Origin of the sequence: Phenylobacterium sp., assembly GCF_035944335.1 — a bacterium.
Classification (GTDB): domain Bacteria; phylum Pseudomonadota; class Alphaproteobacteria; order Caulobacterales; family Caulobacteraceae; genus Phenylobacterium.
Genome location: NZ_DASZBG010000045.1, coordinates 1 through 26,629 on the forward strand (window position 1 = coordinate 1; position 26,629 = coordinate 26,629).

A 26,629-nucleotide genomic window follows, 5' to 3' on the forward strand; every position below is an offset into this window, starting at 1 on the left:
CGCGGCCGGGGCCTTCTTCTTGTACATGGCCAGCATCCGGCGAACGACCAGGAAGCCGCCGAAGATGTTGACCGAGGCGAAGGCGGTGGCGAGCGCGCCCGCCCCCTTCGAGATCATGATCGAGGGCGTCAACGCGCCGGACGGCGCGTGGGCCGCGACGGCCAGCAAGGCGCCCACGATGATCACCGAGGAGATGGCGTTGGTCACCGCCATGAGCGGCGTGTGCAGCGCCGGCGTCACACTCCAGACCACATAGTAGCCGACGAAGATCGCCAGCACGAAGATCGCCAGGCGGAAGACGGTGGGATCGACGACGTCCATCGGATCAGCCCTTCAACGCGGGGTGGACGACCTTGCCGCCCTGGGTGACCAGCGCCGCCTTGAGGATCTCGTCGTCGTAGTCGGGGGCGAACTTGCCGTCCTTGTCGACGAGCAGGGTCGCGAAGGCCACCAGGTTGCGGGCGTAGAGGTTCGAGGCGTCGGCGGCAATGCGGCCGGGCAGGTTGGGGATGCCCAGGATCTTGACGCCGTTCCTGGTCACGGCGGCCTCGCCGAGCTTGGCGCCCTCGACATTGCCGCCGTGTTCGATGGCCAGGTCGACGATCACCGAGCCGGGCTTCATGGAGGCCACCTGGGCGGCGCTGACCAGCTTGGGCGCCGGGCGACCGGGGATCAGGGCCGTGGTGATGACGATGTCCTGCTTGGCGATGTGGCCGGAGACCAGCTCAGCCTGTTTCGCCTGATAGGCCTTGGACATCTCCTTGGCGTAGCCCGCGGCGGTCTCGGCGGCCTTGAACTCCTCGTCCTCGACGGCCACGAACTTCGCGCCCAGGCTCTCCACCTGTTCCTTGGTGGCGGGGCGGACGTCGGTGGCGGTGACCACCGCGCCCAGCCTGCGCGCCGTGGCGATGGCCTGCAGGCCGGCGACGCCGACGCCCATCACGAACACCTTGGCGGCGGCCACCGTGCCGGCGGCGGTCATCATCATCGGCAGGGCCTTGCCGTAGGCCTCGGCGGCCTCGATCACGGCGCGGTAGCCGGCCAGGTTGGCCTGGGACGACAGCGCGTCCATCACCTGGGCGCGGGTGATGCGCGGGATGAATTCCATGGCGAACGCGTTGGCGCCGGCCTTGGCCAGCGCCGCCACCACCGCCTTGTCCTGGTGGGGATTGAGCAGCGCCGCGACGATGGCGCCCTTCTTCAGGGCCGCGATCTCGGCGTCGGCGGGCGCGCGCACGTGGAAGACGATGTCGGCCTTGGCGACCGCATCCTTGGCGGTCTTGGCGAGGGTTGCGCCGGCCGCCTTGTAGTCGGCGTCGGGATAGGAGGCCTCGAGCCCGGCGCCGGCCTCGACGGTGACCGAAAACCCCGCGGCGATCAGCTTCTTCACCGTCTCCGGGACCGCGGCCACCCGGGTCTCCCCGGCGCGGCGCTCCTTGGTGACGGCGATCAGAGCCATGCCGTTAGATACCCCCACGCCCGAAGCAGACGTGAGGGACCATAGGGGCGCGACTCAGGGTCTGTCCAGCAGACCCCGACCGGCGTTCGCAGTTGCGAGAACGAGCTAGGATTGCTACGCGCAGCCGGACGCAAAAGCGCGACCACTTTTGCTGGCTGTCGCTGTTAGTGCGCCGTCGCGGATTCGGGCTTGTCGCGCAGCAGGGCGACGCCCGCGGCGACCACCACGACGGCGGCTATCGCCGCGCCCATGACGCCGGCGCCGGTGCAGAACAGCAGGGTCACGAACAGCACCAGGGTGGCGATGACCAGCGAGCCCCACTTGGTCATGGTGTTGAAGGACTCGAAGGTGGAGACCTGCTCGGCGATATCCATCTCGCCGCGGGTGTGATCGGAAGCCGCTCCGGCCATGGAAATACTCTCTTGTGCAGTGCAACAGAAATGGGAAACAGGCGGTCCCTACACGAGGTCGCGTCCAGTCTCAAGTGGGGCCGCTCAAGCGGGGCTGTTCAGCCCGGCCATGCGGCCAATAGCGCCCGCAGCGCGGCGACCAGGGCCAGCGGCTGGTCGATCATGATGTGGTGGTGGGCGTCGGGGATCTCGATCTCGATCATGCCGGCCGGGAAGGGGCTGGGCGCGCCGGCCTTGCGGTGCTCCACGATGCGGCTCTTGGCGCCGTAGATGTGCACCATCGGGGTCTTGACGTCGGTGGGCGCGGGGCCCTCGCCGCGCATGTCCTGGTCGCGGTTGAGCTTGGCCCACATGTTGGGATCGAAGCGCCAGGTCCAGCCCTCGCCGGAGCCGTCCGGCATCGGCACGTTTTTCAGCGAACGGCGGGCGATGAAGTCGGCGATGTAGGGATTGCCGGCCGGCTGCGGCGGCATCAGGCGGAAGCGCGCCAAGGCGGCTTCCATCGTCGGATAGATCCGGGCGGGCCGGTCGGCGGTGGGGATGTTGCGCACCGCCTCCATCTGCGCCATGCGCCGCGCCATTTCCTCCGGCGGCGGACCGAAGCCGGTGTCGACCATGATCGCGGCATGCATCCGCTCGGGGTGTTTGACCGCGGCGAAGAACACCTGGCCGCCGCCGAACGAGTGGCCGATGTAGATCGGCTTGCGGCCGCCCGCGTAGAGCCCGGTGGCGCGGGCCACCGCCTCGGCGTCCTGCGCGAAATCGGAGAAGGCGTAGCGGTCACGCCAGTCCGAGGCGCCCATGCCGGCCAGCGACATGGAGGTCACGCGATAGTCCGCCGCGAAGAACGGCGCGATGAAGCTCCACCAGTCGGCGTGCGCCGAGTTGCCGTGCACGAACAAGAGGCCCGGCTTGCCCACCTCGCCCCAGGTCAGGACCTCGAGTCTGGTCCCCAGGCTCTCGACGAAGCTGCGCTCCGGCAACTGGGCGATCGCGTCCTTGAACCACTGCGGCGCGGGCGGCTCGGCGCCCTTGTACTCGGCCAGCGGCGCCTGGACCTCCGGCGGCAGCTCGCCGGGCTCGGCGTGGATCGGGCGGTCGTCATAGGTTTCGCGCCCCGAGCCCGACAGCGGGGCAGGTTTGAGCTCGGCAGGAACTTCATCGGCCATAGGACGGTGACTAACAACCGTTTGAAAAATGGCAAGCGGAAGGTGGGCCCGCGCGCTAAGCCTGCGGCGGCACGACACGGAGATCGCCGATGCGCCCGAACCGCCTGCGCCAGATCTGGGCCGAGGGCCGCGCCGTCCTCAACGGCTGGTGCAACATCGGCTCGGCCTTCGGCGCCGAGACCCTGGCGCGGCAGGGCTGGGACTCGATCACCGTCGATGGCCAGCACGGGCTGATCGGCTATGCCGAGATGCTGGCCATGCTGCAGGCGATCGGAACCACCGAGGCCGCGGCGCTGGTCCGCGTCTCCTGGAACAATCCGGGCGAGATCATGCGGGCGCTGGACGCCGGCGCCGACGGGGTGATCTGCCCGATGGTGAGCAATCCCGCGGAGGCAGAGGCCTTCGTCGGCGCCTGCCGCTATCCGCCGGCCGGCTACCGCAGCTTCGGGCCGACCCGGGCGGGGCTGGTGCACGGCGCTGACTATGCCGGGCAGTCCAACGGCTACGTCCTGGCCTTCGCCATGATCGAGACCGCCGAAGGGCTGGAGAACGCCCGCGAGATCGTGACGACCCCCGGCCTGGACGGGATCTACATCGGACCCTCCGACCTCTCGCTGGCGCTGGGGGGCCCGCCGACCCAGGATTCCGAGGACCCCATGCGGCTGGCGGCCTTCGACAAAATCCTTGCGGCCTGCAAGACGGCCGGCCTGAAGACCGGCGTCCATACCACCAGCGTCGCCTACGCCCAGAAGATGCTGGAGCGCGGCTTCGACCTGGTGACCGTGGCCGCCGACGCCCGCTACCTCGCCGCCGGCCGCCGTGAGCTGGGCGAGATGCGCAAGTGGCTGGAGGCCCGTTAGCACCATATCCGCTCATCCCGGCGAAGGCCGGGACCCAGATCGGAGGGCTCGGATGTGGGCTCTAGCCGCTCAGCACGAATGGAAGTGGCTTCAGCGGGTGAGCCTGGGTCCCGGCCTTCGCCGGGATGAGCGGAATTTCTAGAGCTTCTGCGTCGCCAGCAGGATCGAGGTCTCGGTCGCGGCGATGCCGTCGATGGTGCGGATCTGGTCCAGCATGCGGCTGAACTCCGCCAGGGTGGCGGTGTCGAGCTCGACGACCAGGTCCCAACGCCCGTTGGTGGTGTGGATCGCGGCCACTTCCGGCAGGCCGCGCAGCGCCTGGACCACGGCGCGGGAACGCTCGCCTTCGATGGCGATGGTCATGATCGCCCGGACCCGGTTGTCCTCCAGCTCGGCGCGGGTGCGCACCGTGAAGGCCTGGATGACGCCGGCCGCCTGAAGCCGCGCGATGCGGTTCTGCACCGTGCCGCGCGAGACCTTCAGTTGCTTGGCCAGCGAGGCGGCCGAATCACGGGCGTCTGCGCGCAGCAGTCCGAGCAGCCTGTGGTCGAGATCGTCCATCGAATCGCCAATCTTGGCTGATATAGTGTCATCACATCTAACATAATCTAGCAGCTTGACGGCTTTTCGCTAGCGCCGCCGTGCGAGACCCTATGGGTCACTTCCCTTCGATCCGAGGCGCGTGATGTCCGACCGGCCCCTCTATCTGATGACCGATCCGGCCTGTTTTGACGTCTGCTACCAGATCAATCCCTGGATGCGGCCCGACGCCTGGCGCGCCGATCCCAGGCGCGCGCTGATCGCCGCCAAGGACGCCTCGGCCGACCTGCGGCGCGCGCTGATGGCCCTCGGCGCCCAGGTCGAGACGATCGGCGCGGTGCAGGGCCTGCCGGACCTGGTGTTCCCCGCCAATGCCGCCGTCGTGCTCGATGGCCGCGCCCTGCTGGCCCGCTTCCGCCATCCCGAGCGGCAGGGCGAGGAGGCGGTGCTGCGCGAGGTGTTCACCCGACTGAAACGGCGCGGGCTGATCCACGACCTCGTCGACCCGCCGGAAGGCGTCTTCCAGGAGGGCGCCGGCGATGCGATCTGGGACGCCGACCGGCGGCTGTTCTGGGCGGGCCACGGACCACGTTCCAGCCGCGCCTCGCTCTCGGTGATCGAGAAGACCTTTGGCCAGGAGGTGGTCGGCCTCGAGCTCGCCTCGGATCGCTACTACCACCTCGACACCTGCTTCTGCCCGTTGGCCGGCGGCAAGGTCCTCTACTACCCGGCCGCCTTCACGCCGGCCGCGCTGGCGACGATCCGGCTGCGCATTCCGGAGACGCAGCGCATCGAGGCGACGACGGAGGAGGCCGAGGCCTTCTGCGTCAACGCCGTGAACCAGGGCAGCCGCATCGTCATGGCCCGCGCGCCCGACAGCCTGAAGCGCAAGCTCGGCGCGCGCGGCTACAGCCTGACCGAGGTCGACCTCGCCCCCTTCATCCTCTCCGGCGGCGCCGCCTACTGCATGACCCTGCGCCTCGACCGCGAGAGCCATCCGTCCCGCGCCATCATCGCCGCCGAATAGGGGAGCCCTCCGATGAACGACCTCGCCCTCGAACGCCGCTCGCTCACCGCCGGCTACATCGCCGTGGAGGCCGAATACGGCGCCAGGAACTACAAGCCGCTGGACGTGGTGCTGACCCGCGGCGCCGGCGTCCATGTCTGGGACGTGGAGGGCCGGCGCTACCTCGACTGCCTGTCGGCCTATTCGGCGGTCAACCAAGGCCACTGCCATCCGAGGATCCTCGCGGCCATGATCGAGCAGGCGGGGCGGCTGACGCTGACCTCGCGGGCCTTCCGCAACGACCAGCTGGCGGCCTTCTACGAGGAGCTCTGCGCGCTGACCCGCTCCCACAAGGTGCTGCCGATGAACTCCGGCGCCGAGGCGGTGGAGACCGCCCTGAAGGTCGCCCGCAAGTGGGGCTATGAGGTCAAGGGCGTGGCGGACGGGGCGGCCGAGATCATCGTCTGCGACGGCAACTTCCACGGCCGCACCGTGGCCATCGTCGGCTTCTCCACCGACCCGCAGTCGCGCGGGGGCTTCGGCCCCTTCGCCCCCGGATTCAAGGTCGTGCCGTTCGGCGATGCGGAAGCCCTGGAGGCGGCGATCGGGCCCAACACCGTGGCCTTCCTGGTCGAGCCGATCCAGGGCGAGGCCGGCGTCATCATCCCGCCCGCCGGCTATCTGAAGCGGGCCCGCGAGCTCTGCACTGAGCATAACGTGATCCTGATCCTCGACGAGATTCAGACGGGCCTCGGCCGCACCGGCAAGCTGCTGGCCGAGGAGCACGAGGGGATCGAGGCGGACCTGACCCTGATCGGCAAAGCGCTGTCGGGAGGCTTCTATCCGGTTTCGGCGGTGCTCTCGAATTCGGAGGTGATGAGCGTGCTGCATCCGGGCGAGCACGGCTCGACCTTCGGCGGCAATCCGCTGGCCTGCGCGGTCGCCCGCGCCGCCCTGAAGGTGATCGTCGACGAAGGCTTGGTGGAGAACGCCGCGGCGATCGGCGCGCGGCTGAAGGCCAGCCTGGAGGCCATCGGCGCCGGCTCGGTGAAGGAAATCCGCGGCCGCGGCCTGATGATCGCCGTCGAACTCAACCCTGACGCCGGCGGCGCGCGGCGGATCTGCGAGGCGCTGCAGGGCCGGGGCTTGCTCGCCAAGGAGACCCACGAGCACACCATCCGCATCGCCCCCCCGCTGATCCTGACCCCCGACCAGGCCGACTGGATCGCCGAGCAGTTCGCGGCGGTGCTCTGACCTTCCCTTCCCGCCAGGTGGAAAGGGGGGACCACTCGCCGCAGAGCGAGCGGCGGGAAGGGAGGGCCAAACGCGCCGACGCGGCCGCCCGCCCTCTCCACCATCCGATCTTCGCTGCGCTCCGCGGACGGTCCCCCTCTCCCGCTCACGCGGGAAAGGAAGCTACTTGGCCCCGCTGGCCGTCTTGGCGCCCGCCGCCGGCGACGGCAGCGGTTCGCCCTTGGCCTGGCTGATCAGGAAGGCGCGGACATCCTCCACGTCCTTGGCCGACAGGAACTTCGAGAAGCTGACCATGCCGTTGTGGGCCCGCACGCCCTGGATCACCACCGAGTTGAAGTCGTCGGGCGTGGTGATCATCAGCGAGCGCGTGAGGTCCGGCAGCCAGGAGCCGGTGGCGTTGGCGCCATGGCAGACCTGGCAGTTGTCGTTGAACACCACATAGCCGTGGCCCTTGTCGCCGGTGGTGGCGACCTTGGTCAGATCGAGCGGCGGCGGCTCGGCGATCTTGAACGGCGGGGCCGTGGCCTTGCCGCCCAGCTTGAAGACCAGCAACCGGCCGGGGAGCCTCGGCCGCTTGGGCAGCAGGGACGGCGCCGAGACCTGGCCGCCGCCGCCGGAGCCCACCATCAGGGCCACGTACTGCTCGCCGTTCAGCTCATAGGTCATGGGCGCGGCGATCACCCCGTTCTGGGTCGTGTAGGACCAGAGCTGTTTCCCGCTCTTGGCGTCATAGGCGTAGAACTGGCCTTCCGCCGCCCCCTGGAAAACCAGGTTGCCGCCGGTGGAGAGCACGCCGGCGTTCCAGAAATAGGGCCTGGGCACCGTCCAGACCGGCTTCTGGTTCACCGGGTCCCAGGCGATCAGCCAGCCCTTGATGTTGGCCGCCAGCGCCTTGGTCTGCTCCGGCGTCATCGGGCCGGCGTTGGCCAGCATATTGACGCCCAGGTTCCAGCCCCCGGGCTTGTAGACGAAGTTCGGATCCGACTGGTAGGCGAAGGGCATCGACTGGGCCGGGATGTAGACCAGGCCGGTCTTCGGGCTGAACGACATGGGGTGCCAGTTGTGCGCGCCCAGCGGGGCCGGCATTTGCAGGTCGATATTGTCCTTGTAGCGGGCGTCGGGGTTCTCGACCGGGCGGCCGGTGGCGATGTCGATGGACTTCGCCCAGGTGACCGGCACGAAGGGCTTGGCGGAGAGCAGCTTTCCGTTGGTGCGGTCGAGCACATAGAAGAAGCCGTTCTTCGGCGCCTGCATCAGCACCTTGTGCGGCTGCCCCCCGATGGTCAGGTCGGTGAGGATGAAGGGCTGGACGGCGGAATAGTCCCAGCTCTCGCCGGGGTTCACCTGATAATGCCAGACGTATTCGCCGGTGTCGGCCTTCACCGCGATGATCGAGGAGATGAACAGGTTGTCGCCCTTGCCGCCGGAGCGGACCTGCTGGTTCCAGGGCGTGCCGTTGTCGGTGCCGAAATAGATCAGGTCGAGGGCCGGATCGTAGGCGATGGCGTCCCAGACGGTGCCGCCGCCGCCCACCAGCTTCCACTTGCCCTCGGGCCAGGTGGGCAGCGCCTTCTGCTGCAGCACCTTGTCGGACGCCGCGCCGTCGGCGCCATAGGGATTGGGCACGGTGAAGAACCGCCAGACGAGCTTGCCGGTGGCCGCATCGTAGGCCGAGAGGTAGCCGCGGCCGCCATATTCGGCGCCGCTCTCGCCGATCAGCACCTTGTCCTTCACCACGCGCGGGGCCTGGGTGATGGTGAAGGGCTTGGACGCATCGGCCACCTGGGTCTGCCAGACCACGTGGCCGTCCTTGGCGTCGAGCGCCACCAGCCGCGCATCGAGGGTGCCGACGTAGACGCGGCCCTTCCAGACGGCGACGCCGCGGTTCACGACATCGCAGCAGGCGTCGAAGCCCTTCTTGCCATCGACCTTGGGATCGTAGGACCAGATCAGCTTGCCGGTGGCCGCGTCGAAGGCGAACACCTTGGACCAGGCGGTGGTCGTATAGAGCACCCCGTCGACCATCAGGGGCGTCGCCTCCTGGCCGCGGTCGGTGTCGAACTGGGCGTACCAAGCCAGGCCGAGCTGGCCGACGTTGGTGGCGTTGACCTTGTCGAGCGGCGAGAAGCGCTGCTCGGAATAGCCTTTGCCGTAGGAAACCCACTCGCTGTTGCTATCGGCAGCGGCGATCCGCGCCCCATCAACGTTGCCGGCGCCCGAAGTCTTCTGGCAGGCGACCAAGCCCACCGCGAGCGCCAAGGCCAGTCCGAACTTGATGATACGCATGGAGCCCTCCCCATCCATTCCGACGGTGTCGGAATGGCTGTATTCTTTATCTTTGAGCGCGCCCGCGGCGCGCTCGGGCCCTTTGAGCGGGGCCTTGGGCGAGAGTTATGCGCGGACGGCCGTCCCCGGCAAGCGCTCCGCAGCGTCAACCAGCAAGGGCGCAATGCGCGCGGCGGCGGCGGCGAGGTCGGCCGGGGTGACGCCGGTCATCTCGATCGTGGCCAGCGAGGCGCGGCCATCCCGCTTGCTCGAGCGGCGATAGGCGGGGTCGTAGTGCAGTTCGATCAGCGCGGCGGCCAGGGCCTCGAACGCGCCGGCCTGGGCGAGCGCGCGCCATTCGGCCAGCTGCTTGCGGCCAGGACGGTCGGGGACCCGGGCCAGGATGTCGTGGAGGGCGGCGGGGTCGCGGGTGATCTCCTGGTAGGCAGCGACCGAATAGCGGGCGCGGGCTTCCGGCGGGGCGGAGAGCGTGATGCGCGGCGCGATCTCCATGCGCGTCCACAGGGCCGGCGGGATCATCCGCTCGCCGATCTTGCTGGACTCGGCCTCGACCAGCACCGGACGGGCGGGATCGAGCGCCGCGACGGCGGCCAGCAGCCGGCTCTCGAACATCTTCTGGCTGGGCTGGGCCACGCCCGGCAAGCCGCCGAACAGCGAGCCGCGGTGGGCGGCGAGGCCTTCCAGGTCCAATATCTGCACGCCGCGCTCGGCGAGCAGGCCCAAGAGCTCGGTCTTGCCGGAGCCGGTCGGGCCGTCGAGCAGCACCAGGCGGTGCGGCAGCGCCGCGTCGTAGAGCGCCTCCGACACGTGGCGCCGATAGGTCTTGTAGCCGCCGGCCAGGACCGCGGTGCGCCAGCCGACCTGGCTGAGGATGACGGCCATGGCGTTCGACCGCTGGCCGCCGCGCCAGCAGTAGATCAAGGACTGGAAGGCGCCGTCCTTGTCCGCAAGCTCGGTCTCCAGATAGCGGGCCACGTTGCGGGCGATGTAGGCCGCGCCGATCCGGCGGGCGCGGAAGCGGCTGTCCTGGACATAGATGGTCCCGACCTCGGCGCGCTCCTCATTGGTCAGCACCGGCAGGTTCACCGCGCCCGGCGCATGGTCCTGCGCAAATTCCGCGGGGCTGCGGACATCGATGACCATGTCGAAGCGGGCGAGGGTCGCCGGGTCCGCCTTGTCGACAATCTCGATCGCCACGCCCTGCTCGCCCTTGCGCTTCACGCGCCTCTATACTGGACCCATGACGCCGCTCGACCAAAGCCCCGCCCCGGAAGGATCTGCAAGCCCGCGCCTGACCTCTCTCACCCACGGCGGCGGCTGCGGCTGCAAGATCGCCCCGGCCGTGCTGCAGGACATATTGAAGGCCATGCCGGCGGCGGCGGCCTTCCCCAACCTGCTGGTGGGGACCGAGACCTCGGACGACGCAGCGGTCTGGCGACTGAACGACGCCCAGGCCCTGGTGGCGACCACCGACTTCTTCATGCCGGTGGTGGACGACCCCTTCGACTTCGGCCGCATCGCGGCGACCAATGCGCTCTCCGACGTCTACGCCATGGGCGCGACGCCGATCCTGGCGCTGGCCATCGTCGGCATGCCGATCGCGGCGCTGTCCACCGAGACCATCGGCCAGATCCTGGCGGGCGGGGCGAGCGTCTGCGCGGCGGCGGGAATCCCGGTGGCGGGCGGCCATTCCATCGACTCTGTCGAGCCGATCTACGGCTTGGTGGCCCTGGGCCTCGTCCATCCGGACCGGGTGCTGACCAATCGTGGCGCCCAGGCCGGTGACCTCCTGATCCTCACCAAGCCGCTGGGCGTCGGCATCTATTCGGCCGCCTTCAAGCAGGAGCGGCTCGACGCCGAGGGCTATGCCGCCATGATCGCCTCCACCACCCAGCTCAATGCGGTGGGGGCGAAGCTCGGCGACCAGGCCGGCGTCCACGCCGTCACCGACGTCACCGGCTTTGGCCTGCTGGGCCACGCCCTGGAGATGGCCCGCGGGTCCGGACTGATGGCGCAGCTGTCCGTCGCCGCGGCGCCGATCCTGCCAGGCGTCGAGGCCCTGGCGCAGGCCGGCGTGCGCACCGGCGCCTCGACCCGCAACTGGGCGAGCTATGGCGCCGAGGTCGAGGGCGCGGAGGGCGTGGCCGAGTGGCGGCGCGACCTCTTCACCGACCCGCAGACCAGCGGCGGACTGCTGATCGCCGTGGCGGCGGACCAGGCGGACGCCGTGCTCGATCTGGCGCGCCGCGAGGGCTTCGGCCGCGCCGCCGTGGTAGGACGGATGATCGAGGGCGCGGCGCGGGTGCGCCTCGCGGCGTGAACCTTCACCGCACCGTGCGGGTTCATCGGCCGATCTGAGACGGAGAGCGCGATGCGACGGTATCTGCTGGCGGCCGCCTTGCTGGGCCTGGCCATGGCTTCGGCCGCCCACGCCCAGGTGGTCCACCCGGGACAACAGGAGGGCCTCGGCCTGACCGGGCCCGGCATACCGCAGGTGCTGAAGGACGCCCGCGACAATCCCTATGCGCTCTCGGCCAATCCGAGCTGCGACGAGCTCGGCCAGCAGATCGGCGCCCTCGATGCGGTGCTGGGTCCCGACGTGGACACGCCGCAGGCCCGGTCGAACGGCGGGCCGGACCTGATGGCTGGCGTCCGCGCCATCCTGCCGTACGGCGGCGTGGTGCGGCTGGTCACCGGCGCGGGCCATCGCGAGAAGGCCCTGGTCAACGCGGCGCTGGCCGGGTGGGAGCGCCGCGGCTTCCTGAAAGGCACCGCCCGGGTGATGGGCTGTCCGGTGTTCGGCCAGCCCGGCGGGCCGACCCTGTACAATCCGCAGGGACCCGGAACACCGCCGCGTTAACCCCTGACTCAGGCTTCCGAAACCCCGCCTTTACCCCTGACCTGTATCAATTCGCGACAAGTCAGAGCCGCTCCGGACTGAGAGACGGCCGATCAAGGTGGTGCTTTCGCTATGTCCAAGACCGTGCTGGTCGTCGACGACGACCCGACGCAACGACGGCTGATCCAGGCGGTGCTCGAACGCGACGGCTTCGTCGTGGCGCATGCCGAAAGCGGCGATCAGGCGATCACCCATCTGGTTCGCGGCGCCGTCGCCGACATCATCCTGCTGGACCTGGTGATGCCGGGGGCCTCGGGCCTCGAGACGCTGAAGGAGCTGCGCGTCCGCGGCTTCGCCCAGCCGGTGATCGTGGTCACCGCCACCGGCGGCATCGACACCGTGGTGCAGGCCATGCAGGCCGGCGCCCTCGACTTCTTCGTCAAGCCCGCGGCCCCCGAGCGGATCATCGTCTCGATCCGCAACGCGCTGTCCATGGGCGACCTGAAGGGCGAGGTCGACCGGCTGAAGAAGCATACGACCGGCCGCACCACCTTCGACGACCTGATCGGGTCCTCGCCGGCCATGATCATGGTCAAGCGGCTCGGCGAACGGGCGGCCAAGTCCTCGATCCCGATCCTGATCACCGGCGAGAGCGGCGTCGGCAAGGAAGTCATCGCCCGCGCCGTGCACGGCTCGTCCGACCGCGCCGGCAAGCCCTTCGTGGCGGTGAATTGCGGCGCGATCCCAGAGAACCTGGTCGAGTCCATCCTGTTCGGCCACGAGAAGGGCAGCTTCACCGGCGCCCACGAAAAGCACCTGGGCAAGTTCCAGGAGGCCAATGGCGGCACCCTGTTCCTGGACGAGGTGGGCGAGCTGCCCCTCGACATCCAGGTCAAGCTGCTGCGCGCCCTGCAGGAGAGCGAGATCGATCCGGTGGGCGCCAAGCGCTCCGTGAAGGTCGACGTGCGCATCGTCTCGGCCACCAACCGCGACCTGACCCAGGCGGTCGCCGAGAGCCGCTTCCGCGAGGACCTGTTCTACCGGCTGAACGTCTTCCCGGTGGAGGCGCCGTCCCTGCGCGAGCGCAAGCAGGATATTCCAGAGTTGGTCGAGCACTTCATCCGCCGCTTCAACGTCGAGGAGGGCAAGTCGGTGACCGGCGCCGCGCCGGAGACCCTGGCCTTCCTCACCGCCTTCGACTGGCCGGGCAATGTGCGGCAGCTGGAAAACGCGGTCTATCGCGCCATCGTGCTCGCCGACGCCCCCTATCTGCAGCCCTACGACTTCCCCGCGATCAGCGGCGTCGCCGCCCCGCCGCCGGAGGCCGTTCCGCATGCGCCGACGGCCGCCGGCGCCGCCCCGCCGAGCGCCGGCGAGATGCTGGCCGCCATGCCCAAGGACGCGCCGGTGCGCATCCTCGACGACCGCGGCCACCTGCGCACCCTGGAGGAGATCGAGCGCGACCTCATCCAGCACGCCATCGAAGTCTATGCCGGCCACATGAGCGAGGTGGCCCGCCGGCTCGGCATCGGCCGCTCGACGCTCTATCGCAAGGTCCGCGAACAGGGCCTCGACGGCCTGATCAAGGGCGGCGAAGCCGAGGCGGCCGCGGACGAAGCCGCCGCTTAAGGCGCCTTCTTCTCGAAGGCGACAGAGATGTCGATCTTCGTCTCGTCGCTGACGATCGGCACGAACTTGGCCATGCCAAAATCGGAGCGCTTGACCATGCCCTCCGCATGGAAGCCGAGCGTCGGGACCTTGCTGAAAGCGTTGGGCCCCGCGCCGGTGAAGGTGACGTCGAGCGTCACCGGCTTGGTGATCCCGTGCAGGCTGAGATTGCCCACGACCTTGGCGGTCCGCGGACCCGTGCGCGTCACCGCCGTGGAGACGAACTGCATGTTGTGATGGTTCTCGCCGTCGAAGAACTCGTCGGAGAACAGCTCGTGGTCGAGCTCGCGGTTGGTGGTCTCGACGCCGGCGATCGGCACCTTCACGTCCAGCTTGGCCGCCGCGAGGTTCTTGGGATCGATGGCCAGGGTCCCGGTCGCCCCTGGGAAGGTGCCCCAGAACTCGTTGTAGCCCATGTGGATGGTCGTATAGCGGACCAGGGTTTCCTTGCTGTCGATGGCGTAGACGCCCGGCGCGATCGCGTCGGGACCGATCTGCGGCGGCAGCTTGTCCGGATCCTGGGCGACGGCGGGCGCGGCCAGGGCGCAGATGGCGGCGGCGATCAGCAGGCTGGGTTTCATCGGGTCCCTTGTTGCGGTCGTGGCGGAGTTCGCTTGGCCGGGAAGCGACCAACGGCCTAGCTTGTCGGCGAGCGCGGCGATGAAGTCCTGACAAGCGGCTGAAAAGCTCTGAAGACTTCTGAAGCGCGCGATGTCCGCAGACGAACGGTGGTAGCCGGGCCCCATGAGTTCCCCCGCCAAGCTCCGCATCGGCGACTGGCGCCTCGACCCGGCCGTCGGGCAGATTTCCCGCGAGGGCGAGGTGGTGCGGCTGGAAGCGCGCACGCTTCGGCTGCTGCTCGATCTGGCCGACCACGCGGGCGAGGTGGTCTCCATCGACGACCTTCTGGACCGCGTCTGGGCCGGCGTCATCGTCACCCCGGATTCGGTCTACCAGGCGGTGGCGGCGCTGCGCCGCCTGCTGGGCGATGATCCCAAGCGCCCGAGCTACATCGCCACCGTTCCCCGGCTCGGCTACCGCATGGTCGCCGAGGTCGGACCGTGGACCAAAGCGGAGCCGCCGGCCCAGCCGCCGCGCCGGATCGGCGAGCTCGCGGCGCTGGGCGCGGCGGCGGTCGCCCTGATCGCCGTGCTCGCCGCCTTCGTCGCCCATGACCGGGCGGGGCGGGGCCCGGCCGCGGGCGTGGTGGCCTTGCAACCGATCGCCGTGGGCGTGCTGCCGATCTTCGACCTGACGCCCGCCATGGACCACGAGCTCATGGCCGACGACATCACCGAACGGCTGATCGACCAGCTCAGCCAGAACCCGCGCGTGCGGACGCCCGGCTTCCGCGCCTCCTTCCAGCTCAAGGGCAAGCATCTGAAGGCGACCGAAGCCGCCCGCCAGCTCGGCGTGGCCTACGTCCTCGAGGGCGCCGTGCACGTGGCGCCGATCGGATATCGGGTCAGCGCTCGGCTGGTCCGCGGCGACACGGGCTTCGTCGTCTGGGCCCGCGCCTACGAGCGGCCGGCGGGGCAGATGGACAGCGTCGAGGCCGCCATCGCCGCCGATGTGGGAAAGGCGCTGCCGGCGCGTGGCGCCTAAGCCACGGATTGCATAGACAAACCGGCTTGGCTGTTCAACCGAACCGCGCCTAAGCTTTGCGTTACGATTTTCGAGTGTATTGGGGTTTCCGAAGCGGGGACGCGGCGATGTTGGCGAGGGTTCTGCAGATCGGCGGGCTTGCTCTAGCGGGGACCCTGACCGCATCGGGCGCGGCGCGCGCGGCGGATTGGGCTGTCGTCGCCGAGAGCAGCGACGGCGTCAAATATGACATCGACGTCAGCACCATTGGCCTCGACGGCCGCATCGCCAGATCGTGGATTCGAGAAACCCTGCCCCAGCCCAAACGCAGCGTCCGTAGCGGCAAGGACTATGTGCAGATCGTGCGAGAGCGGTTCGACGACTGCGAGCACCACCGCTTCTCATCAGGAACCTATGTCTTCAGCGACGCCCAAGGTCGAACGACCGACACCGGCACCTACGCCGGTCGCCCTTGGGAGGGCGATGTTCCAGGCTCGGTGTCGGAATCCATGGGGCTCACCGCCTGCGCCCTCACCGCGAAGCTGTCCGAGAAGCCGTTCCTCGACGACATCAGAGGGTCCGGCTGGACCGATCTCGGGCCGGCCGCCAACGGCACGTACCGGCTCAATGTAAAGCTCGATGAGGTGATCAAGCTTGACGGTGGCTACGTCGCCACCCTGATGCGCACGGACTACAACAAGACGATCTGGATAAACGGCCTGCCGGTCCGCTATGTGGTCGCCCCCCAGGTGATCGAATGCTCCACCGGCAAGTCCGCCCCGCTCGGCGGCGACTTCTACATCAACGGCACTGCGCGCGTGGCGGCAAAGCGCACGCCCGAGAACAAGCTGGACTTCCAGGTCACCAGCCCCAACAGCTTCATCGCCAAGAACCTCCAGCTGATCTGCGGCTCCGCGCACGAGGCCCGGGCCGAAGCCGGCGGCGGCCGGCGCGAGGGCGGCTACTCCGTGGGCACCGCGTGGGCCGCCAACAAGGGCTACCTGGTCACCGCCAGCCACGTGATCGCAGGAGGGCGCCGGATCTACGTGTTCCGCAACGGCGAGAAGGTGGGCGAGGCGCGGGTTGTGTCCGACGATCCGGCCAATGACCTGGCGATCCTGAAATATGCGCCGGCCAAGCCCGGGAAGCTCCTCATCCTGCCGATCGCGCCCCGCACGGCGACGCTGGGGCGCAGCGTCTTCACCCTGGGCTATCCGGAACCCGAGGCTCTGGGCCAGCACGTGAAGATGACCGCCGGGCAGGTGTCGAGCACGGCCGGTTACCAGGACGACGCCCGCTATCTGCAGATCTCGGTGCCCGTGCAAGAGGGCAATTCCGGCGGACCGCTGATCGGACCCGACGGCGCCGTCCTGGGCGTGATCGAGGCCAAGCTGATGAGGTTCGACGACCGCAAGGACAATCCGGCGCCCGAGAACGTCAACTATGCGCTGAAGTCCTCCTACATCCGCCCGATGCTGGAGGATTTGCCGGACCTGGCCAACTACACGGTGATCAAGCCGCAGCCGAGCCTCGACCAGCTGATCGCGGAGGCGCGCAAGGCGGTGTTCATGGTGGTGGTCAGCCCGAAGGACTAGCCGGGCTTCGACTTGCGCCGGAACGGCCGTCGCTTCAGCTCTTTCTTCTCGCCCTTCGCCTTGGCGGCGATCTCCTTGAGCTTGACGGTCTGCAGGGCCGACAGGGCCTCGCCCGGCGCGCCCTTCTCGGGGTCGCCGAAAGCGCGGCCGAAGGTCTTCACCCGGGTCTCGACGGAGCCGAGGAACTCGCCCTCCCATTCGGAGAGCTTGACGCCCGCGCGCTCGGCCATGCGGCGGGCGCGCTTCAGGGCGTTCAGCGCGGCCCGCTTGGCCTGCGCCTTCCGGTCTGGCGGCTTGCGGTTCAAATCTCTCCGACGGCGGCGAGGTAGAGGTCGAGGATCGCCTCCTCCTCCTGGCGCTTGGCGCGGTCGATCTTGCGGATGCGGACCACCTTTCGCAGGGTCTTGACGTCATAGCCGTTGCCCTTGGCCTCGGCGAAGACCTCCTTGATCTGCTCGGCCACCTCGGCCTTCTCCTGCTCGAGGCGCTCGATGCGCTCGACGATGCTCTTGAGCTGCGCCTGGGCGGTGGCGTTGAGCACGTCGGGATGGGCGGAAGCGTCGTCAGCCATGGAAATCGGGCGCCTTCTGGCATTAAGAACCGGGAACGGGCGACCCTAGCGGCGCGTCCGATGGCTGTCATGCGCCCGACGAACTTATCCCTGTGGACAGTCGTTGAGGTGAATCGACGCGGAGCGCCACCATGCCTGATTCAGCGAACACCCGGCCCACCCAGGCCGAGGCGGAGGCGGCGGTCCGCATCCTCATCGAATGGGCCGGCGATGATCCCGACCGCGAGGGCCTGCTGGAGACCCCCAAACGAGTGGCCAAGGCCTATCGCGAGTTGTTCGCCGGTTACGAAAGCGATCCGCGGGACTATCTGCAGCGCACCTTCGAGGAGGTGGGCGGCTATGACGAGCTGGTCCTCTTGCGCGACATCCCGGTCGTCAGCTTCTGCGAGCATCACATGCTGCCGTTCATCGGCAAGGCCCATGTCGGCTACCTGCCCTCCAACCGGGTGGTCGGCATCTCCAAGCTGGCGCGCGTGGTGCAGGGCTTCGGACGCCGTCTGCAGATCCAGGAGAAGCTGACGGCCGAGATCGCGGGGGCGATCTGCGACATTCTCAAGCCCAAGGGCGTGGGCGTGGTGATCGTCTCCGAGCACAGCTGCATGACCATGCGCGGGGTGAACACGCCGGGCACCCGGCTGACCACCAGCCACCTCCTGGGCGAGGTGCGCGACGACCCCAGGACCCGCCAGGAATTCTTCGAACTGGTGCGCGGGCAGTAATTCAATCCGTCATGGCCGGGCTCGTCCCGGCCACCCAGACGCGCTGAGGCCGGGCGAAGGGATATGACGGCCAAGCTGCGCGCAGCGTGGCCGCTGCCGGCGTTTCTGGATCCCCGGGACAAGCCCGGGGATGACGGTCTTGGGGATTGACCCGAACGCCGCTATCGGGAGCCTCCATCGCAGGGGGGGAGGCTCGATGTCGCCGCTGGTGATCGGCCTGGTGCTGGCGTCGGCGGTGATGCACGCCTCCTGGAACGCCATCCTGCGCTCCGGCGCCGACCGGCTCTGGTCGATGACGGTGATGTGCGCCCTCGGCGCCCTGATCGCCCTGCCCGTGGCGCTGATCGCGCCAGCGCCGGCGGCGGCCAGTTGGCCCTATATGGCCGGCTCCGCGGCCCTGCAGATCGTCTATGCCCTGTTCCTGGTGCGCGCCTATCGCCACGGTCAGCTGGCCCACGTCTATCCGATCGCCCGAGGCGCGGCGCCGCTGCTGGTGACGCTGGGCGCCGCCGTGGTGGCCGGCGAGCAGTTGGCGCCGATGAGCCTCCTGGGCGTCGTGCTGGTGTCGACGGGCATAGGCGCCATCGCCTTCGGCCGCGGCCGGGCGGATGCGGTCTCCAGCCTGATCGCGCTCGCCACCGGGGGGTTCATCGCCAGCTACATGGTGACCGACGGGGTGGGCGTGCGGCTCTCCGGCCACGCCATCGGCTACGCCGCCTGGCAGGCGATCCTCGACGGGGCGCCCATGCCGCTGGTCTATTTCGCGATCCGGCGGCGCTGGCCCGCGGTCGCGCCCGATCTCGAATTCGGCAAGATGGCGGTGGGGGCGCTGATCTCGGTGACGGCCTACGGCGTGGTGATCTGGGCCATGAGCCTCAGCCCCATGGGCCAGATCTCGGCGCTGCGCGAGACCTCGATCCTGTTCGCCGCCCTGATCGGGGCGGTGTTCCTGAAGGAGCGGCTGACCGCCGGGCGGATCGTCGGCGCGGCGATGATCGCCGGCGGCGCGGTGGCGCTGTCGCTGGGCTAGATGAGGCCGCGGACTTCCAGGGCGGGCCTGAGCGCCGCCGGATCGGTGAAGTGGTGGACATCGAAGCCCATGGCCCGCGCGGTCTCGATGTTGCGCGCCCCGTCATCGACGAACAGGGTCTCGCCGGGCGTCAGGCCATAGCGGTCGCAGGCCAGTTGGAAGATCTCCCGGCCGGGCTTCATCACGCCCTCCAGTCCCGAGGCGATGACGCCGTTCAGCCGGGCGAACGCCGGGCTCATGGCCATGGTCGCCTCGAGGGTCTCATGGCTGATGTTGGAGAGGCCGTACTGGGCGACGCCGCGCGCGTGCAGCGCCTCTATGGCCGCCTCGGTCTCGGGGATCGCGCCGGAGAACATCTCGCCCCAGCGGTCGCGCCAGGCCCAGATGGCGGCCTCATGCTGCGGGTGCTGCTCGATCAGGCTGCGGCAGTTGTCGGTGAAGGCGACGCCGCAGTCAGTGGGCGCGTGCCAGGCCATGGTGCAGACCTGCCTTAGGAAGCGGTCGCGCTCGGCCGGGTCGGGGAAGATCTTGGAATAGAGGGTGCGCGGGTCCCAGCGCACGATGACGTTGCCGAAATCCCAGATCACGGCCTTCGGGACGGCCTTGGCCATCGCCGGCGCGAAGCGGGCCTAGCCCTGCTTGGCTTTGAACCGCGGGTTGGTCTTGTTGATGATATAGACCCGGCCCTTGCGGCGCACGAGCTTGCAGTCGCGGTGACGCGTCTTGAGCGACTTGAGCGAGCTTCTGACTTTCATGTCCGTGCTTTTACTGGGGTCCAGGCCCGGTCCGGGCGCCAACAGAGCGCGCGCATATACGGGGCGAAGGGGCGCAAGTCAACGCGTCAGCGCGCCGTCGCTGTGCCGGCGAGGAGCTCGCCGCCGGCGATACCTCCGATCGCAACCAGCCCCCAGATGGCCACTGTAACGAATGGCCAGATGCGGGTCGGCACGAAGAAAAAAGTGCCGGCAGTCTTCCGCAGATTGATCTCCCGGCCGGTCTCCTTGTCGATGAGCACCCTGGCCGGAGCGCTCTCGATCCGCTTGGCAACGAAGTAGATCGCTGCGGCGGCGGCTCCACCCCATAGCGCCGCGCACGCTCCGACCGTGGCGACGTTCAGCAGCGCGCTGGTTTCCGTGTGATAGAACGGCTGCAGGCTGAAGGCGTATCCGACGAACGCCACGACGTTCAGCAGGGGTACGATCCACCCCCGACCCGACCATATGATGAGCACCGTTTCCCCCGAAAGACTCGCCGCCTAATGATTGAGGTGAACGAGGACCCTGTCTAGGTTCCGGACGATGCGCCATCGCCTCCTCGTGCCCTTGCTGTTCCTGCTGGCGAGCTGCGCCAGCCCCTACGCGTCGCGCCAGGCGCCGGCTCCGACGCCAGCGCCGAGGCCAATCCCAACGCCGGCGCCCGCACCGGCCAGCCCCGCCGCGCCGGGACCGGTCAGCCCGCCCACGACCTCGGGCGACATGGTGTTCGACGCCTGGGCCTCCGACTTCTATCCGCGCGCGCTTGCCGCCGGCATCCGGCCCGATGTGCTGCAGCGGGAGATGGCGGGGCTGACGCCCGATCCGCGGGTGGCCCAGCGCGACGCCCGCCAGCCGGAGTTCTCCAAGCCGATCAGCGAATACATCAAGGGGGTCGTGACGCCCACGCGCGACGCCATAGGGATGCGCCGCAGCACCGAGGTCCCGCAGATGGACCTCATCGAGCTCAGCTATGGCGTGCCGCGCGAGATCCTGTTGGGCGTCTGGGCCATGGAGAGCGGATTCGGCGCCATCCAGGGCGACTTCGATGTGGTGCGCTCCATGGCGACCCTGGCCGCCCAGGGCCGGCGGCGGACCTTCGCCGAGACCGAGCTGATCGCGGCGCTGAAGATCATCCAGTCGGGCGAGGCGACGCGGGCCCAGCTGAAGGGCAGCTGGGCCGGCGCCATGGGCCAGACCCAGTTCATCCCCTCGAGCTTCCTCTCGACGGCGGTCGACGGCGACCTCGACGGCCGGCGCGACATCTGGAACTCGCCGGCCGACGCGCTCGCGAGCGCGGCGAACCTTCTCTACAAGGGCGGCTGGCGGCCGGGCGAGAGCTGGGCGCGCGAGGTCACCGTGCCGGCCGACTTCGACTGGAGCCTGTCGGAGGGGCCCAGGCTGACGCCCGCCGACTGGGCCGCCCGGGGCGTCGTCCGCGCCGACGGCCTGCCGTTCAACGACAAGGACCAGGCCGCGCCCGCCCAGCTGGTGGCCCCCACCGGGGCGGCGGGACCGGCCTTCCTGCTGTTCCCGAACCACTTCGTGATCCGCAAGTACAACAACAGCGTGGCCTATGCCCTGGCGGTCGGCCTGCTCGCTGACCGGTTCTCCGGCATGGGGCCGCTGGTCCATCCCTGGCCGCAGGAGACGGCCCTGTCGCTGGCCGAGCGGATGACCGCCCAGCGGGCGCTGAACGCCCTGGGCTATGACGCCGGGACGCCGGACGGTCTGGTGGGGGTGAAGACCCGGCTGGCGCTACGGCAATGGCAGAAGGCGCGCGGGCTGACGGCCGACGGCTATCTCTCCATGGCCATGGTCCAGCGACTGACCGCCGAGACGGAGGCGCCCGCCCCTGCGCCGACGCCCGCGCCGCCGCCGGAGAGCCCGCCGCAGGACGCCGCTAGCCCGCCTCGTCCGACCGCTCCAGGGCCGCAATAGTCGAGGCGGCCGTCCCCGCCGGCTGCGGATCGGCGTTGCGCAGCTGATGGTTCTGGAAGGCGTAGGCCAGCAATCCCAGCATCAGGGCCATGTTCAGCAGGAACGGGGCGGCGTGGTTCAGGTGGTAGAGGCGCATGAAGACCGGGGCCAGCACGGCATTGATGCCGTTGACCGCGGCGATCGCGCCGGCCACCCGGGCCTGGTCCTTGGCCTCCACGGCCAGCGATGAGCCGGCGGTGAAGCCCGGGCGGGCGAAGCCGAAGCCCAGGCTGGCCATGGCGTAGCCCGCCACCACCGTCGAATAGCCGGGCGAGACCGCCACCAAGAGGTTGCCCAGCGCCGCGCAGCCGACGCCCCAGCGCAGCAGCTGGCGCGGCGTCATCTCGAACATCCGGATGATGCCCCACTGGGCGAGCAGGCCGGCCACCGCGCCGAACATCATGGCGATGGCGATGTTGTGCTGCGCCTCCAGCGGCGAGAGGTGCAGCTTGTCGATGATCAGGAAGCCGAGCGTCTGTTGCTGGGCGGTCTGGCAGCTGGCCACCACGAAGCCGTAGATCAGGAAGGGGATGACGCGGCCGTCCTTCCACATCGGATTGGCCTTGCGCTCGGCGCGGTCGGCGGCGGTGGGCCGCGCGCCCTGCGGAACGGGACTTGCGGGCAGGAAGCGCCAGACGACGAACAGCATGGCCGCGGCGATCAAGGAGAATGAGAACAGCGGCCCGGCCAGTCCCAGAACCGGCAGGATGAACAGCGGCGCGAGGAACGGCCCGATGACGGTGCCGAGGCCAAAGGCGCCGGCCAGGCTGGCCATGGACTGGGTGCGCTGCTCGGCGGCGGTGTGGTCGGCCACATAGGCCTGGGTGGCCGGATTCGAGGCCGAGCCGAACAGGCCGAACAGGGCCCGCGCCAGCAGGAAGAAGCCGAAGATCATCAGCGGCGGCGCAAGGTGGCGCAGCCCCGCGCTGACCACCACGCCACACACCGCCATGGAAATCATGAAGCCGAAAAGACCCAGCATCATCAGGGGCTTGCGGCCGTATCTGTCGGACGCGCGGGCCCAGAACGGCGAAGCGATCGCCCACAGCACCGCCGACAGCGAGAAGATCGCCACCACCATCTCGTCGGGGATGCCGATGGAGCGGCCGATGGCCGGCAGCACCGAGATCAGGCCGGTGTTGCCGAGCGCAGTGGCGATCGAGACGCCGAAGATGATCGCCAGCGCGCGCTTGGGCAGGGTCGGGATAGCCGCAGCGGTCTTGGCCATTCCCGGGGGCTTAAGGGCCGATCGGCCGCGGCGCAATTGCCCATGGCCGCTCACCGGCCATTAAGCATTAACGGCGATCCTCCGTCCGACCTTCCGGGGGAGTTGTATGTTTCAGATCATCGGCATCGTGCTGCTGTTCGGCCTGGTGTTCGGCAGCTTCATCATTTCCGGGGGCAACCTCGGCGTGATCCTGCACGCCATGCCGACCGAGATGATGGCGATCTGCGGCGCCGGCACGGCGAGCTTCCTGATCGCCAACTCGATGACCGTGATCAAGGGCTGCGGCGCGGGCCTGGGCAAGGCGTTCAAGGGCCCCAAGTGGAAGGCCCAGGACTACCGCGACCTGCTGTCCCTGCTGTTCCTGCTCACCAAGACCATGAAGTCCAAGGGCGTGATCGCCTTGGAAAGCCACATCGAGAACCCCACCGAGAGCACCATCTTCTCGCGCTTCCCCAATGTCCTGAAGGACCACTTCGCGGTCGACTTCATCTGCGACACCCTGCGCATGATGACCATGAACCTCGAGGACCCCCACCAGGTCGAGGACGCCATGGAGAACCAGCTCGAGAAGCACCACCACGAGGCGCTGGCCCCCAGCCACGCCGTGCAGACGCTCGCCGACGCGCTTCCGGCGCTGGGCATCGTGGCCGCCGTGCTGGGCGTCATCAAGACCATGGGCGCCATCACCGAACCGCCGGAAATCCTCGGCGAGATGATCGGCGGCGCGCTGGTCGGCACCTTCCTCGGCGTGTTCCTGGCCTATGGCATGGTCGGCCCGCTGGCCACGCGCATGAAGGAAGTGACCGAGGAGGAAGGCTCCTTCTACAAGATCATCCAGTCGGTCCTGGTCGCCCACCTGCACGGCAACGCCGCCCAGATCTCCGTCGAGATCGGCCGCGGCAACGTTCCCTCCGGCGCGCAGCCGAGCTTCCTGGAGCTGGAAGAGGCGCTCTCGACGATTCCCAACGAAGGCTAGGGCCCAACGAGGGCTAGAGGCGGCCTCGGAAGCGCGGCATAGTCGCCCCCTCGCTGTTCGAGGGATCCAGCAACATGACGTCTCAGCCCCTGCGCACCCTGCTCGTCGCAAGCGCCGCCCTGGCCGCGCTGGGCGTGGCCTCCTGCGGCAAGAAGACCGACGACTCGGCCAATTCCGCCAGCGCCTCGGCGACCAATTCCGCCAGCGCCGCCGACGCCGCCCAGGCGGCCGCGGCCGCGGCGGCTGCGGCCGCCGCCGACGCCGCCCAGGCCGGGGGCGACACCGCCGCCGCGCCGCCGGCCGCGCCGCCGCCGGGCGCGACCACGACCACGACGACCACCACGACCAGCAACGCCACCGCCACCTCGAGCACGCCGGCCAAGAAATAGGCCGCGCCGCCGGGCGGCCCTTCGCCTGTCCGACATGAGCGCACCGCGCGCCCCGATCGACAGCCCGCTGGAATGGACGAGCCAGGGCCAGCCCCGCTCGCGGCTCTATGGCGACGTCTATTTTTCGGGGGAGGACGGGCTCGCCGAGAGCCGCGCGGTGTTCCTGCAGGGCTGCGGCCTGCCGGAGGCCTGGGCGGGACGGCGGCGGTTCGTGGTGGGCGAACTCGGCTTCGGGACGGGGCTGAACGTCGCCGCCCTCCTGGAGCTGTGGAGCCGCACGCGGCGGGCCGGCGGACGGCTGCACATCTTCTCCGTCGAGGCCCATCCGATCGATCGCGACGAGGCCGCGCGCGCGCTCGCCCGCTGGCCGGAGCTGGCGCAGGTCGCCGCGCCCCTGCTCGCCCGCTGGCCCGGCCGGGCGCGAGGCGTCCATCGCGTCGAGCTGGCCGAGCACGGCGCGATCCTCGACGTGGCCGTGACCGACGTGGTCCGCGCCCTGTCGGGCTGGTCGGGGCGGGCCGACGCCTGGTTCCTCGACGGCTTCGCCCCCGCGCGCAATCCGGCCATGTGGACTGACGAGGTGCTGGGGCTGGTGGCGGCGCGCTCAGCGCCCGGCGCGCGGGCGGCGACCTTCACCGTCGCCGGATCGGTGCGGCGTGGCCTGGCGGCGGCGGGCTTCTCGGTGGAGAAGCGGCCCGGCTTCGGCCGCAAGCGCGAGCGGCTGGAGGCCCGCGCGCCGGGGGGTGTCGCCCCGGAGCCGGCGGCCCGGCGGGTGGCGATCGTCGGCGGCGGCATCGCCGGCGCGGCGGCGGCCCGCGCCGTTCGGGCCCTCGGCGGCGAGGCGCTGGTCATCGAAGCCGAGCGGCTGGGGGCAGGCGGCTCCGGCAATCCCGTGGCCCTGGTCACCCCGCGGTTGGACGCGGGGCTGGCGACGCCGGCCGAGCTGTTCGCCCGCGCCTTCGCCCGCGCCGTGGCGCTCTACGAGGACCAGGCCGAGGCCGTGGTGGCGCGCGGCGCCCTGCAGCTGGTCCGTGAGCCCCGCGACTCCGACCGCTTCGCCAGGATCGTCGCCTCAGACCTGTTCGAGCCCGCGGCCCTGGCTATGCTGGACGCGACGGCGGCGACGGCGCGGCTCGGCGAGCCGGCCGCCGGCGCCCTGGACCAGCGGGACGCCCTGGTCGTCGAGCCCGCCCCGCTCCTCGCCGCCTGGGCGGGCGCGCCGCGGATCGCGGAGGTCGCGGCCCTGCGGCGCGACGGACCGGCCTGGGTGCTGCTGGACGCCGCGGGCGAGGAGATCGTGCGCGCCGAGGCGGTGATCGTGGCCGCCGGCGTGGCCTCGACGGTTCTCGTGCCCGGCCTGCCGCTGCGCGCGGTGCGCGGCCAGGCGAGCTGGGCCGAGGGCCCGACGCCGCCCGCCGCCGCCTGGGGCGGCTATGTCCTGCCGACGCGGGCCGGACTGCTGTTCGGCGCCACCCACGACCGCGACGACGACGGCGTCGATGTCCGCGCCGGCGACCAGGCGCGGAACCTCGCCACCCTGGCGCAAGCCCTGCCGCGGCTCGCCTCGGCGCTGGCGCAGGCGCCCTTGCACGGCCGCGCCGCGATCCGCGCCACCACGCCCGACCGGGCCCCGATCGCCGGCGCGATGTCCGGCCAGGAAGGGCTCTTCGTGCTCACCGGCTTCGGCTCGCGCGGCTTCGCGCTGGCGCCGCTGCTGGCCGAGCACGTGGCGGCGCTGGCGCTGGGCGCCCCGAGCCCCCTGCCCGCCGACCTGGCCGCGCTCACCGCCGTCGCTCGGTTCGCCGATCGCGCCGCGCGGCGCGGCGCGGCCGTTACCAAGACGGGGCCGCCGGCGTATAGGTAGGCGCGAGAGGGACATGCTGGTTTGAGGACCGATGCCATGAGGATGCAGACCACCCTGGCCGTGACGGCCGCTCTCCTGACCTGCGGCGCTGCGGGCCCGCCCGCCGCCGCCAAATCCACGGCGAAGAGCTACGACGCCCAGCAGTGCTTCTATACCCGCAATGTGACGAGCTTCGCCGCGCCAGACGACAAGACGCTCTACGTCCGCGTCGGCGTGCGCGACGTCTACCGCTTCGACATGTTCGGCAGCTGCCCGGACATCGACTGGAACCAGCGGCTGGCGCTGGAATCGCGCGGATCCTCCTGGATCTGCAACGGCATGGACGCCGAGGTGATCACCCACGCCACGGGGATCGGCCGCCAGCGATGCCCGGTCTCGGCCATGCACAAGCTGACGCCTGAGGAAGCCGCCGCCCTGCCCCGCCGCGCCAAGCCCTGACGGCGGCGGCGG

29 protein-coding genes are annotated in these 26,629 nt (G+C 69.8%); 15 read left to right on the forward strand and 14 right to left on the reverse strand.

Annotated features, from left to right (window positions below; translation table 11 throughout):
* The 4 genes from VGT80_RS08500 to VGT80_RS08515 form a co-directional block, all read right to left on the reverse strand.
* Positions 1–321: NAD(P) transhydrogenase subunit alpha (locus VGT80_RS08500; protein WP_327454777.1), on the reverse strand; the 321-nt coding region annotated here is incomplete at its 3' end.
* A 4-nt stretch (positions 322–325) separates the two neighbouring features.
* Positions 326–1,459 carry a Re/Si-specific NAD(P)(+) transhydrogenase subunit alpha gene (locus tag VGT80_RS08505; RefSeq protein ID WP_327454779.1) on the reverse strand — a complete coding sequence of 378 codons (1,134 nt, stop codon included), beginning with the start codon at positions 1,457–1,459 and terminating at the stop codon, positions 326–328.
* Positions 1,460–1,623: 164 nt separating this feature from the next.
* Entirely contained in the window at positions 1,624–1,869 is a 246-nt protein-coding gene (locus VGT80_RS08510) for an aa3-type cytochrome c oxidase subunit IV (RefSeq protein WP_327454781.1), read from the reverse strand.
* A 98-nt stretch (positions 1,870–1,967) separates the two neighbouring features.
* A complete protein-coding gene (locus tag VGT80_RS08515; protein ID WP_327454783.1) occupies positions 1,968–3,038 on the reverse strand; it encodes an alpha/beta hydrolase in 1,071 nt (356 codons plus the stop codon).
* An 89-nt stretch (positions 3,039–3,127) separates the two neighbouring features.
* Between VGT80_RS08515 and VGT80_RS08520 the strand changes: the two genes are divergently transcribed.
* Positions 3,128–3,898 (forward strand): HpcH/HpaI aldolase family protein, encoded by a 771-nt coding sequence (locus VGT80_RS08520; protein ID WP_327454785.1) that lies wholly within the window; start codon positions 3,128–3,130, stop codon positions 3,896–3,898.
* 138 nt (positions 3,899–4,036) lie between these two features.
* Here the strand turns inward: VGT80_RS08520 and VGT80_RS08525 are convergent, their stop codons facing one another.
* Complete coding sequence (locus VGT80_RS08525) at positions 4,037–4,459, reverse strand: Lrp/AsnC family transcriptional regulator (RefSeq protein ID WP_327454787.1); 423 nt, start codon at positions 4,457–4,459, stop codon at positions 4,037–4,039.
* Between the two features lie 124 nt (positions 4,460–4,583).
* Here VGT80_RS08525 and VGT80_RS08530 point away from each other — a divergent pair, with 124 nt between their 5' ends.
* Both VGT80_RS08530 and rocD read left to right on the forward strand, forming a co-directional pair.
* On the forward strand, positions 4,584–5,465 hold the full coding sequence (locus VGT80_RS08530) for a dimethylarginine dimethylaminohydrolase family protein (RefSeq protein ID WP_327454789.1): 882 nt from the start codon (positions 4,584–4,586) through the stop codon (positions 5,463–5,465).
* Between the two features lie 12 nt (positions 5,466–5,477).
* Entirely contained in the window at positions 5,478–6,698 is a 1,221-nt protein-coding gene (gene rocD, locus VGT80_RS08535) for an ornithine--oxo-acid transaminase (protein ID WP_327454791.1), read from the forward strand.
* A gap of 162 nt (positions 6,699–6,860) precedes the next feature.
* Here the strand turns inward: rocD and VGT80_RS08540 are convergent, their stop codons facing one another.
* Entirely contained in the window at positions 6,861–8,984 is a 2,124-nt protein-coding gene (locus VGT80_RS08540; RefSeq protein ID WP_327454793.1) for a PQQ-dependent dehydrogenase, methanol/ethanol family, read from the reverse strand.
* A 105-nt stretch (positions 8,985–9,089) separates the two neighbouring features.
* A complete protein-coding gene (gene mnmH, locus VGT80_RS08545; protein WP_327454794.1) occupies positions 9,090–10,205 on the reverse strand; it encodes a tRNA 2-selenouridine(34) synthase MnmH in 1,116 nt (371 codons plus the stop codon).
* A 19-nt stretch (positions 10,206–10,224) separates the two neighbouring features.
* Between mnmH and selD the strand changes: the two genes are divergently transcribed.
* The 3 genes from selD to VGT80_RS08560 all read left to right on the forward strand — a co-directional run bounded on the left by selD (position 10,225) and on the right by VGT80_RS08560 (position 13,452).
* The gene (selD, locus tag VGT80_RS08550) at positions 10,225–11,304 is read left to right on the forward strand and encodes a selenide, water dikinase SelD (protein WP_327454796.1); all 1,080 of its coding nucleotides are present in this window, start codon (positions 10,225–10,227) and stop codon (positions 11,302–11,304) included.
* 51 nt (positions 11,305–11,355) lie between these two features.
* Positions 11,356–11,844 carry a hypothetical protein gene (locus tag VGT80_RS08555; protein WP_327454798.1) on the forward strand — a complete coding sequence of 163 codons (489 nt, stop codon included), beginning with the start codon at positions 11,356–11,358 and terminating at the stop codon, positions 11,842–11,844.
* A 111-nt stretch (positions 11,845–11,955) separates the two neighbouring features.
* Entirely contained in the window at positions 11,956–13,452 is a 1,497-nt protein-coding gene (locus tag VGT80_RS08560; protein WP_327454800.1) for a sigma-54 dependent transcriptional regulator, read from the forward strand.
* Here the strand turns inward: VGT80_RS08560 and VGT80_RS08565 are convergent.
* Positions 13,449–14,072: a YceI family protein gene (locus tag VGT80_RS08565; RefSeq protein WP_327454802.1), complete on the reverse strand. Its 624-nt coding sequence runs from the start codon at positions 14,070–14,072 to the stop codon at positions 13,449–13,451. The genes VGT80_RS08560 and VGT80_RS08565 overlap by 4 nt on opposite strands.
* A gap of 163 nt (positions 14,073–14,235) precedes the next feature.
* Here VGT80_RS08565 and VGT80_RS08570 point away from each other — a divergent pair, with 163 nt between their 5' ends.
* Together VGT80_RS08570 and VGT80_RS08575 are read left to right on the forward strand one after the other, a co-directional pair.
* Positions 14,236–15,096, forward strand: coding sequence for a winged helix-turn-helix domain-containing protein (locus tag VGT80_RS08570; protein WP_327454803.1), 861 nt, complete (start codon positions 14,236–14,238; stop codon positions 15,094–15,096).
* Between the two features lie 107 nt (positions 15,097–15,203).
* Positions 15,204–16,670: a serine protease gene (locus tag VGT80_RS08575; protein WP_327454804.1), complete on the forward strand. Its 1,467-nt coding sequence runs from the start codon at positions 15,204–15,206 to the stop codon at positions 16,668–16,670.
* Here VGT80_RS08575 and VGT80_RS08580 read toward each other — a convergent pair.
* Together VGT80_RS08580 and VGT80_RS08585 are read right to left on the reverse strand one after the other, a co-directional pair.
* Complete coding sequence (locus VGT80_RS08580) at positions 16,667–16,975, reverse strand: hypothetical protein (protein WP_327454805.1); 309 nt, start codon at positions 16,973–16,975, stop codon at positions 16,667–16,669. The genes VGT80_RS08575 and VGT80_RS08580 overlap by 4 nt on opposite strands.
* Entirely contained in the window at positions 16,972–17,241 is a 270-nt protein-coding gene (locus tag VGT80_RS08585) for a DUF2312 domain-containing protein (protein WP_327454806.1), read from the reverse strand. Before VGT80_RS08585 ends, VGT80_RS08580 begins: the two co-directional genes overlap by 4 nt.
* Before the next feature lie 131 nt (positions 17,242–17,372).
* Here VGT80_RS08585 and folE point away from each other — a divergent pair, with 131 nt between their 5' ends.
* Together folE and VGT80_RS08595 are read left to right on the forward strand one after the other, a co-directional pair.
* The gene (gene folE, locus VGT80_RS08590; protein WP_327454807.1) at positions 17,373–17,960 is read left to right on the forward strand and encodes a GTP cyclohydrolase I FolE; all 588 of its coding nucleotides are present in this window, start codon (positions 17,373–17,375) and stop codon (positions 17,958–17,960) included.
* Positions 17,961–18,156: 196 nt separating this feature from the next.
* A complete protein-coding gene (locus tag VGT80_RS08595; RefSeq protein WP_327454809.1) occupies positions 18,157–18,990 on the forward strand; it encodes an EamA family transporter in 834 nt (277 codons plus the stop codon).
* On the opposite strand, the gene VGT80_RS08600 is transcribed toward VGT80_RS08595, so the two are convergent.
* From VGT80_RS08600 to VGT80_RS08610, 3 genes are all read right to left on the reverse strand, one after another.
* Positions 18,987–19,601 (reverse strand): HAD family phosphatase, encoded by a 615-nt coding sequence (locus VGT80_RS08600; RefSeq protein ID WP_327454811.1) that lies wholly within the window; start codon positions 19,599–19,601, stop codon positions 18,987–18,989. The two genes, VGT80_RS08595 and VGT80_RS08600, sit on opposite strands and share 4 nt — an antisense overlap.
* A gap of 18 nt (positions 19,602–19,619) precedes the next feature.
* Positions 19,620–19,745: a type B 50S ribosomal protein L36 gene (ykgO, locus tag VGT80_RS08605; protein WP_293379178.1), complete on the reverse strand. Its 126-nt coding sequence runs from the start codon at positions 19,743–19,745 to the stop codon at positions 19,620–19,622.
* Positions 19,746–19,831: 86 nt separating this feature from the next.
* Entirely contained in the window at positions 19,832–20,221 is a 390-nt protein-coding gene (locus VGT80_RS08610) for a hypothetical protein (RefSeq protein WP_327454817.1), read from the reverse strand.
* A 67-nt stretch (positions 20,222–20,288) separates the two neighbouring features.
* Here VGT80_RS08610 and VGT80_RS08615 point away from each other — a divergent pair, with 67 nt between their 5' ends.
* Positions 20,289–21,683 (forward strand): lytic murein transglycosylase, encoded by a 1,395-nt coding sequence (locus VGT80_RS08615; protein WP_327454819.1) that lies wholly within the window; start codon positions 20,289–20,291, stop codon positions 21,681–21,683.
* On the opposite strand, the gene VGT80_RS08620 is transcribed toward VGT80_RS08615, so the two are convergent.
* Positions 21,646–22,950 carry an MFS transporter gene (locus VGT80_RS08620; protein ID WP_327454821.1) on the reverse strand — a complete coding sequence of 435 codons (1,305 nt, stop codon included), beginning with the start codon at positions 22,948–22,950 and terminating at the stop codon, positions 21,646–21,648. The genes VGT80_RS08615 and VGT80_RS08620 overlap by 38 nt on opposite strands.
* A 106-nt stretch (positions 22,951–23,056) precedes the next feature.
* On the opposite strand from VGT80_RS08620, the gene motA reads away from it, so the two are divergent.
* The 4 genes from motA (at position 23,057) to VGT80_RS08640 (ending at position 26,617) form a co-directional block, all read left to right on the forward strand.
* Positions 23,057–23,926 carry a flagellar motor stator protein MotA gene (gene motA / locus VGT80_RS08625; protein ID WP_327454823.1) on the forward strand — a complete coding sequence of 290 codons (870 nt, stop codon included), beginning with the start codon at positions 23,057–23,059 and terminating at the stop codon, positions 23,924–23,926.
* 74 nt (positions 23,927–24,000) lie between these two features.
* Positions 24,001–24,315, forward strand: a complete 315-nt coding sequence (locus VGT80_RS08630) for a hypothetical protein (protein ID WP_327454825.1) — start codon at positions 24,001–24,003, stop codon at positions 24,313–24,315.
* Positions 24,316–24,349: 34 nt separating this feature from the next.
* Entirely contained in the window at positions 24,350–26,179 is a 1,830-nt protein-coding gene (mnmD, locus tag VGT80_RS08635) for a tRNA (5-methylaminomethyl-2-thiouridine)(34)-methyltransferase MnmD (RefSeq protein ID WP_327454827.1), read from the forward strand.
* Between the two features lie 36 nt (positions 26,180–26,215).
* A complete protein-coding gene (locus VGT80_RS08640) occupies positions 26,216–26,617 on the forward strand; it encodes a DUF6491 family protein (RefSeq protein WP_327454829.1) in 402 nt (133 codons plus the stop codon).
* Positions 26,618–26,629 lie beyond the last annotated feature (12 nt).

What these genes read in the sequence shown, in the direction of transcription:
- VGT80_RS08520 (WP_327454785.1), top strand. Translation starts at nt 3,128, where the DNA reads ATGCGCCCGAACCGCCTGCGCCAGATCTGGGCCGAGGGCCGCGCCGTC.
- VGT80_RS08540 (WP_327454793.1), bottom strand. Translation starts at nt 8,984, where the DNA reads ATGCGTATCATCAAGTTCGGACTGGCCTTGGCGCTCGCGGTGGGCTTG.
- rocD (WP_327454791.1), top strand. Translation starts at nt 5,478, where the DNA reads ATGAACGACCTCGCCCTCGAACGCCGCTCGCTCACCGCCGGCTACATC.
- VGT80_RS08615 (WP_327454819.1), top strand. Translation starts at nt 20,289, where the DNA reads ATGCGCCATCGCCTCCTCGTGCCCTTGCTGTTCCTGCTGGCGAGCTGC.
- VGT80_RS08505 (WP_327454779.1), bottom strand. Translation starts at nt 1,459, where the DNA reads ATGGCTCTGATCGCCGTCACCAAGGAGCGCCGCGCCGGGGAGACCCGG.
- VGT80_RS08530 (WP_327454789.1), top strand. Translation starts at nt 4,584, where the DNA reads ATGTCCGACCGGCCCCTCTATCTGATGACCGATCCGGCCTGTTTTGAC.
- VGT80_RS08640 (WP_327454829.1), top strand. Translation starts at nt 26,216, where the DNA reads ATGAGGATGCAGACCACCCTGGCCGTGACGGCCGCTCTCCTGACCTGC.
- VGT80_RS08515 (WP_327454783.1), bottom strand. Translation starts at nt 3,038, where the DNA reads ATGGCCGATGAAGTTCCTGCCGAGCTCAAACCTGCCCCGCTGTCGGGC.
- VGT80_RS08555 (WP_327454798.1), top strand. Translation starts at nt 11,356, where the DNA reads ATGCGACGGTATCTGCTGGCGGCCGCCTTGCTGGGCCTGGCCATGGCT.
- mnmD (WP_327454827.1), top strand. Translation starts at nt 24,350, where the DNA reads ATGAGCGCACCGCGCGCCCCGATCGACAGCCCGCTGGAATGGACGAGC.
- selD (WP_327454796.1), top strand. Translation starts at nt 10,225, where the DNA reads ATGACGCCGCTCGACCAAAGCCCCGCCCCGGAAGGATCTGCAAGCCCG.
- VGT80_RS08510 (WP_327454781.1), bottom strand. Translation starts at nt 1,869, where the DNA reads ATGGCCGGAGCGGCTTCCGATCACACCCGCGGCGAGATGGATATCGCC.
- VGT80_RS08565 (WP_327454802.1), bottom strand. Translation starts at nt 14,072, where the DNA reads ATGAAACCCAGCCTGCTGATCGCCGCCGCCATCTGCGCCCTGGCCGCG.
- VGT80_RS08525 (WP_327454787.1), bottom strand. Translation starts at nt 4,459, where the DNA reads ATGGACGATCTCGACCACAGGCTGCTCGGACTGCTGCGCGCAGACGCC.
- VGT80_RS08575 (WP_327454804.1), top strand. Translation starts at nt 15,204, where the DNA reads ATGTTGGCGAGGGTTCTGCAGATCGGCGGGCTTGCTCTAGCGGGGACC.
- VGT80_RS08595 (WP_327454809.1), top strand. Translation starts at nt 18,157, where the DNA reads ATGTCGCCGCTGGTGATCGGCCTGGTGCTGGCGTCGGCGGTGATGCAC.
- motA (WP_327454823.1), top strand. Translation starts at nt 23,057, where the DNA reads ATGTTTCAGATCATCGGCATCGTGCTGCTGTTCGGCCTGGTGTTCGGC.
- VGT80_RS08585 (WP_327454806.1), bottom strand. Translation starts at nt 17,241, where the DNA reads ATGGCTGACGACGCTTCCGCCCATCCCGACGTGCTCAACGCCACCGCC.
- VGT80_RS08560 (WP_327454800.1), top strand. Translation starts at nt 11,956, where the DNA reads ATGTCCAAGACCGTGCTGGTCGTCGACGACGACCCGACGCAACGACGG.
- VGT80_RS08620 (WP_327454821.1), bottom strand. Translation starts at nt 22,950, where the DNA reads ATGGCCAAGACCGCTGCGGCTATCCCGACCCTGCCCAAGCGCGCGCTG.
- ykgO (WP_293379178.1), bottom strand. Translation starts at nt 19,745, where the DNA reads ATGAAAGTCAGAAGCTCGCTCAAGTCGCTCAAGACGCGTCACCGCGAC.
- VGT80_RS08570 (WP_327454803.1), top strand. Translation starts at nt 14,236, where the DNA reads ATGAGTTCCCCCGCCAAGCTCCGCATCGGCGACTGGCGCCTCGACCCG.
- VGT80_RS08600 (WP_327454811.1), bottom strand. Translation starts at nt 19,601, where the DNA reads ATGGCCAAGGCCGTCCCGAAGGCCGTGATCTGGGATTTCGGCAACGTC.
- folE (WP_327454807.1), top strand. Translation starts at nt 17,373, where the DNA reads ATGCCTGATTCAGCGAACACCCGGCCCACCCAGGCCGAGGCGGAGGCG.
- VGT80_RS08630 (WP_327454825.1), top strand. Translation starts at nt 24,001, where the DNA reads ATGACGTCTCAGCCCCTGCGCACCCTGCTCGTCGCAAGCGCCGCCCTG.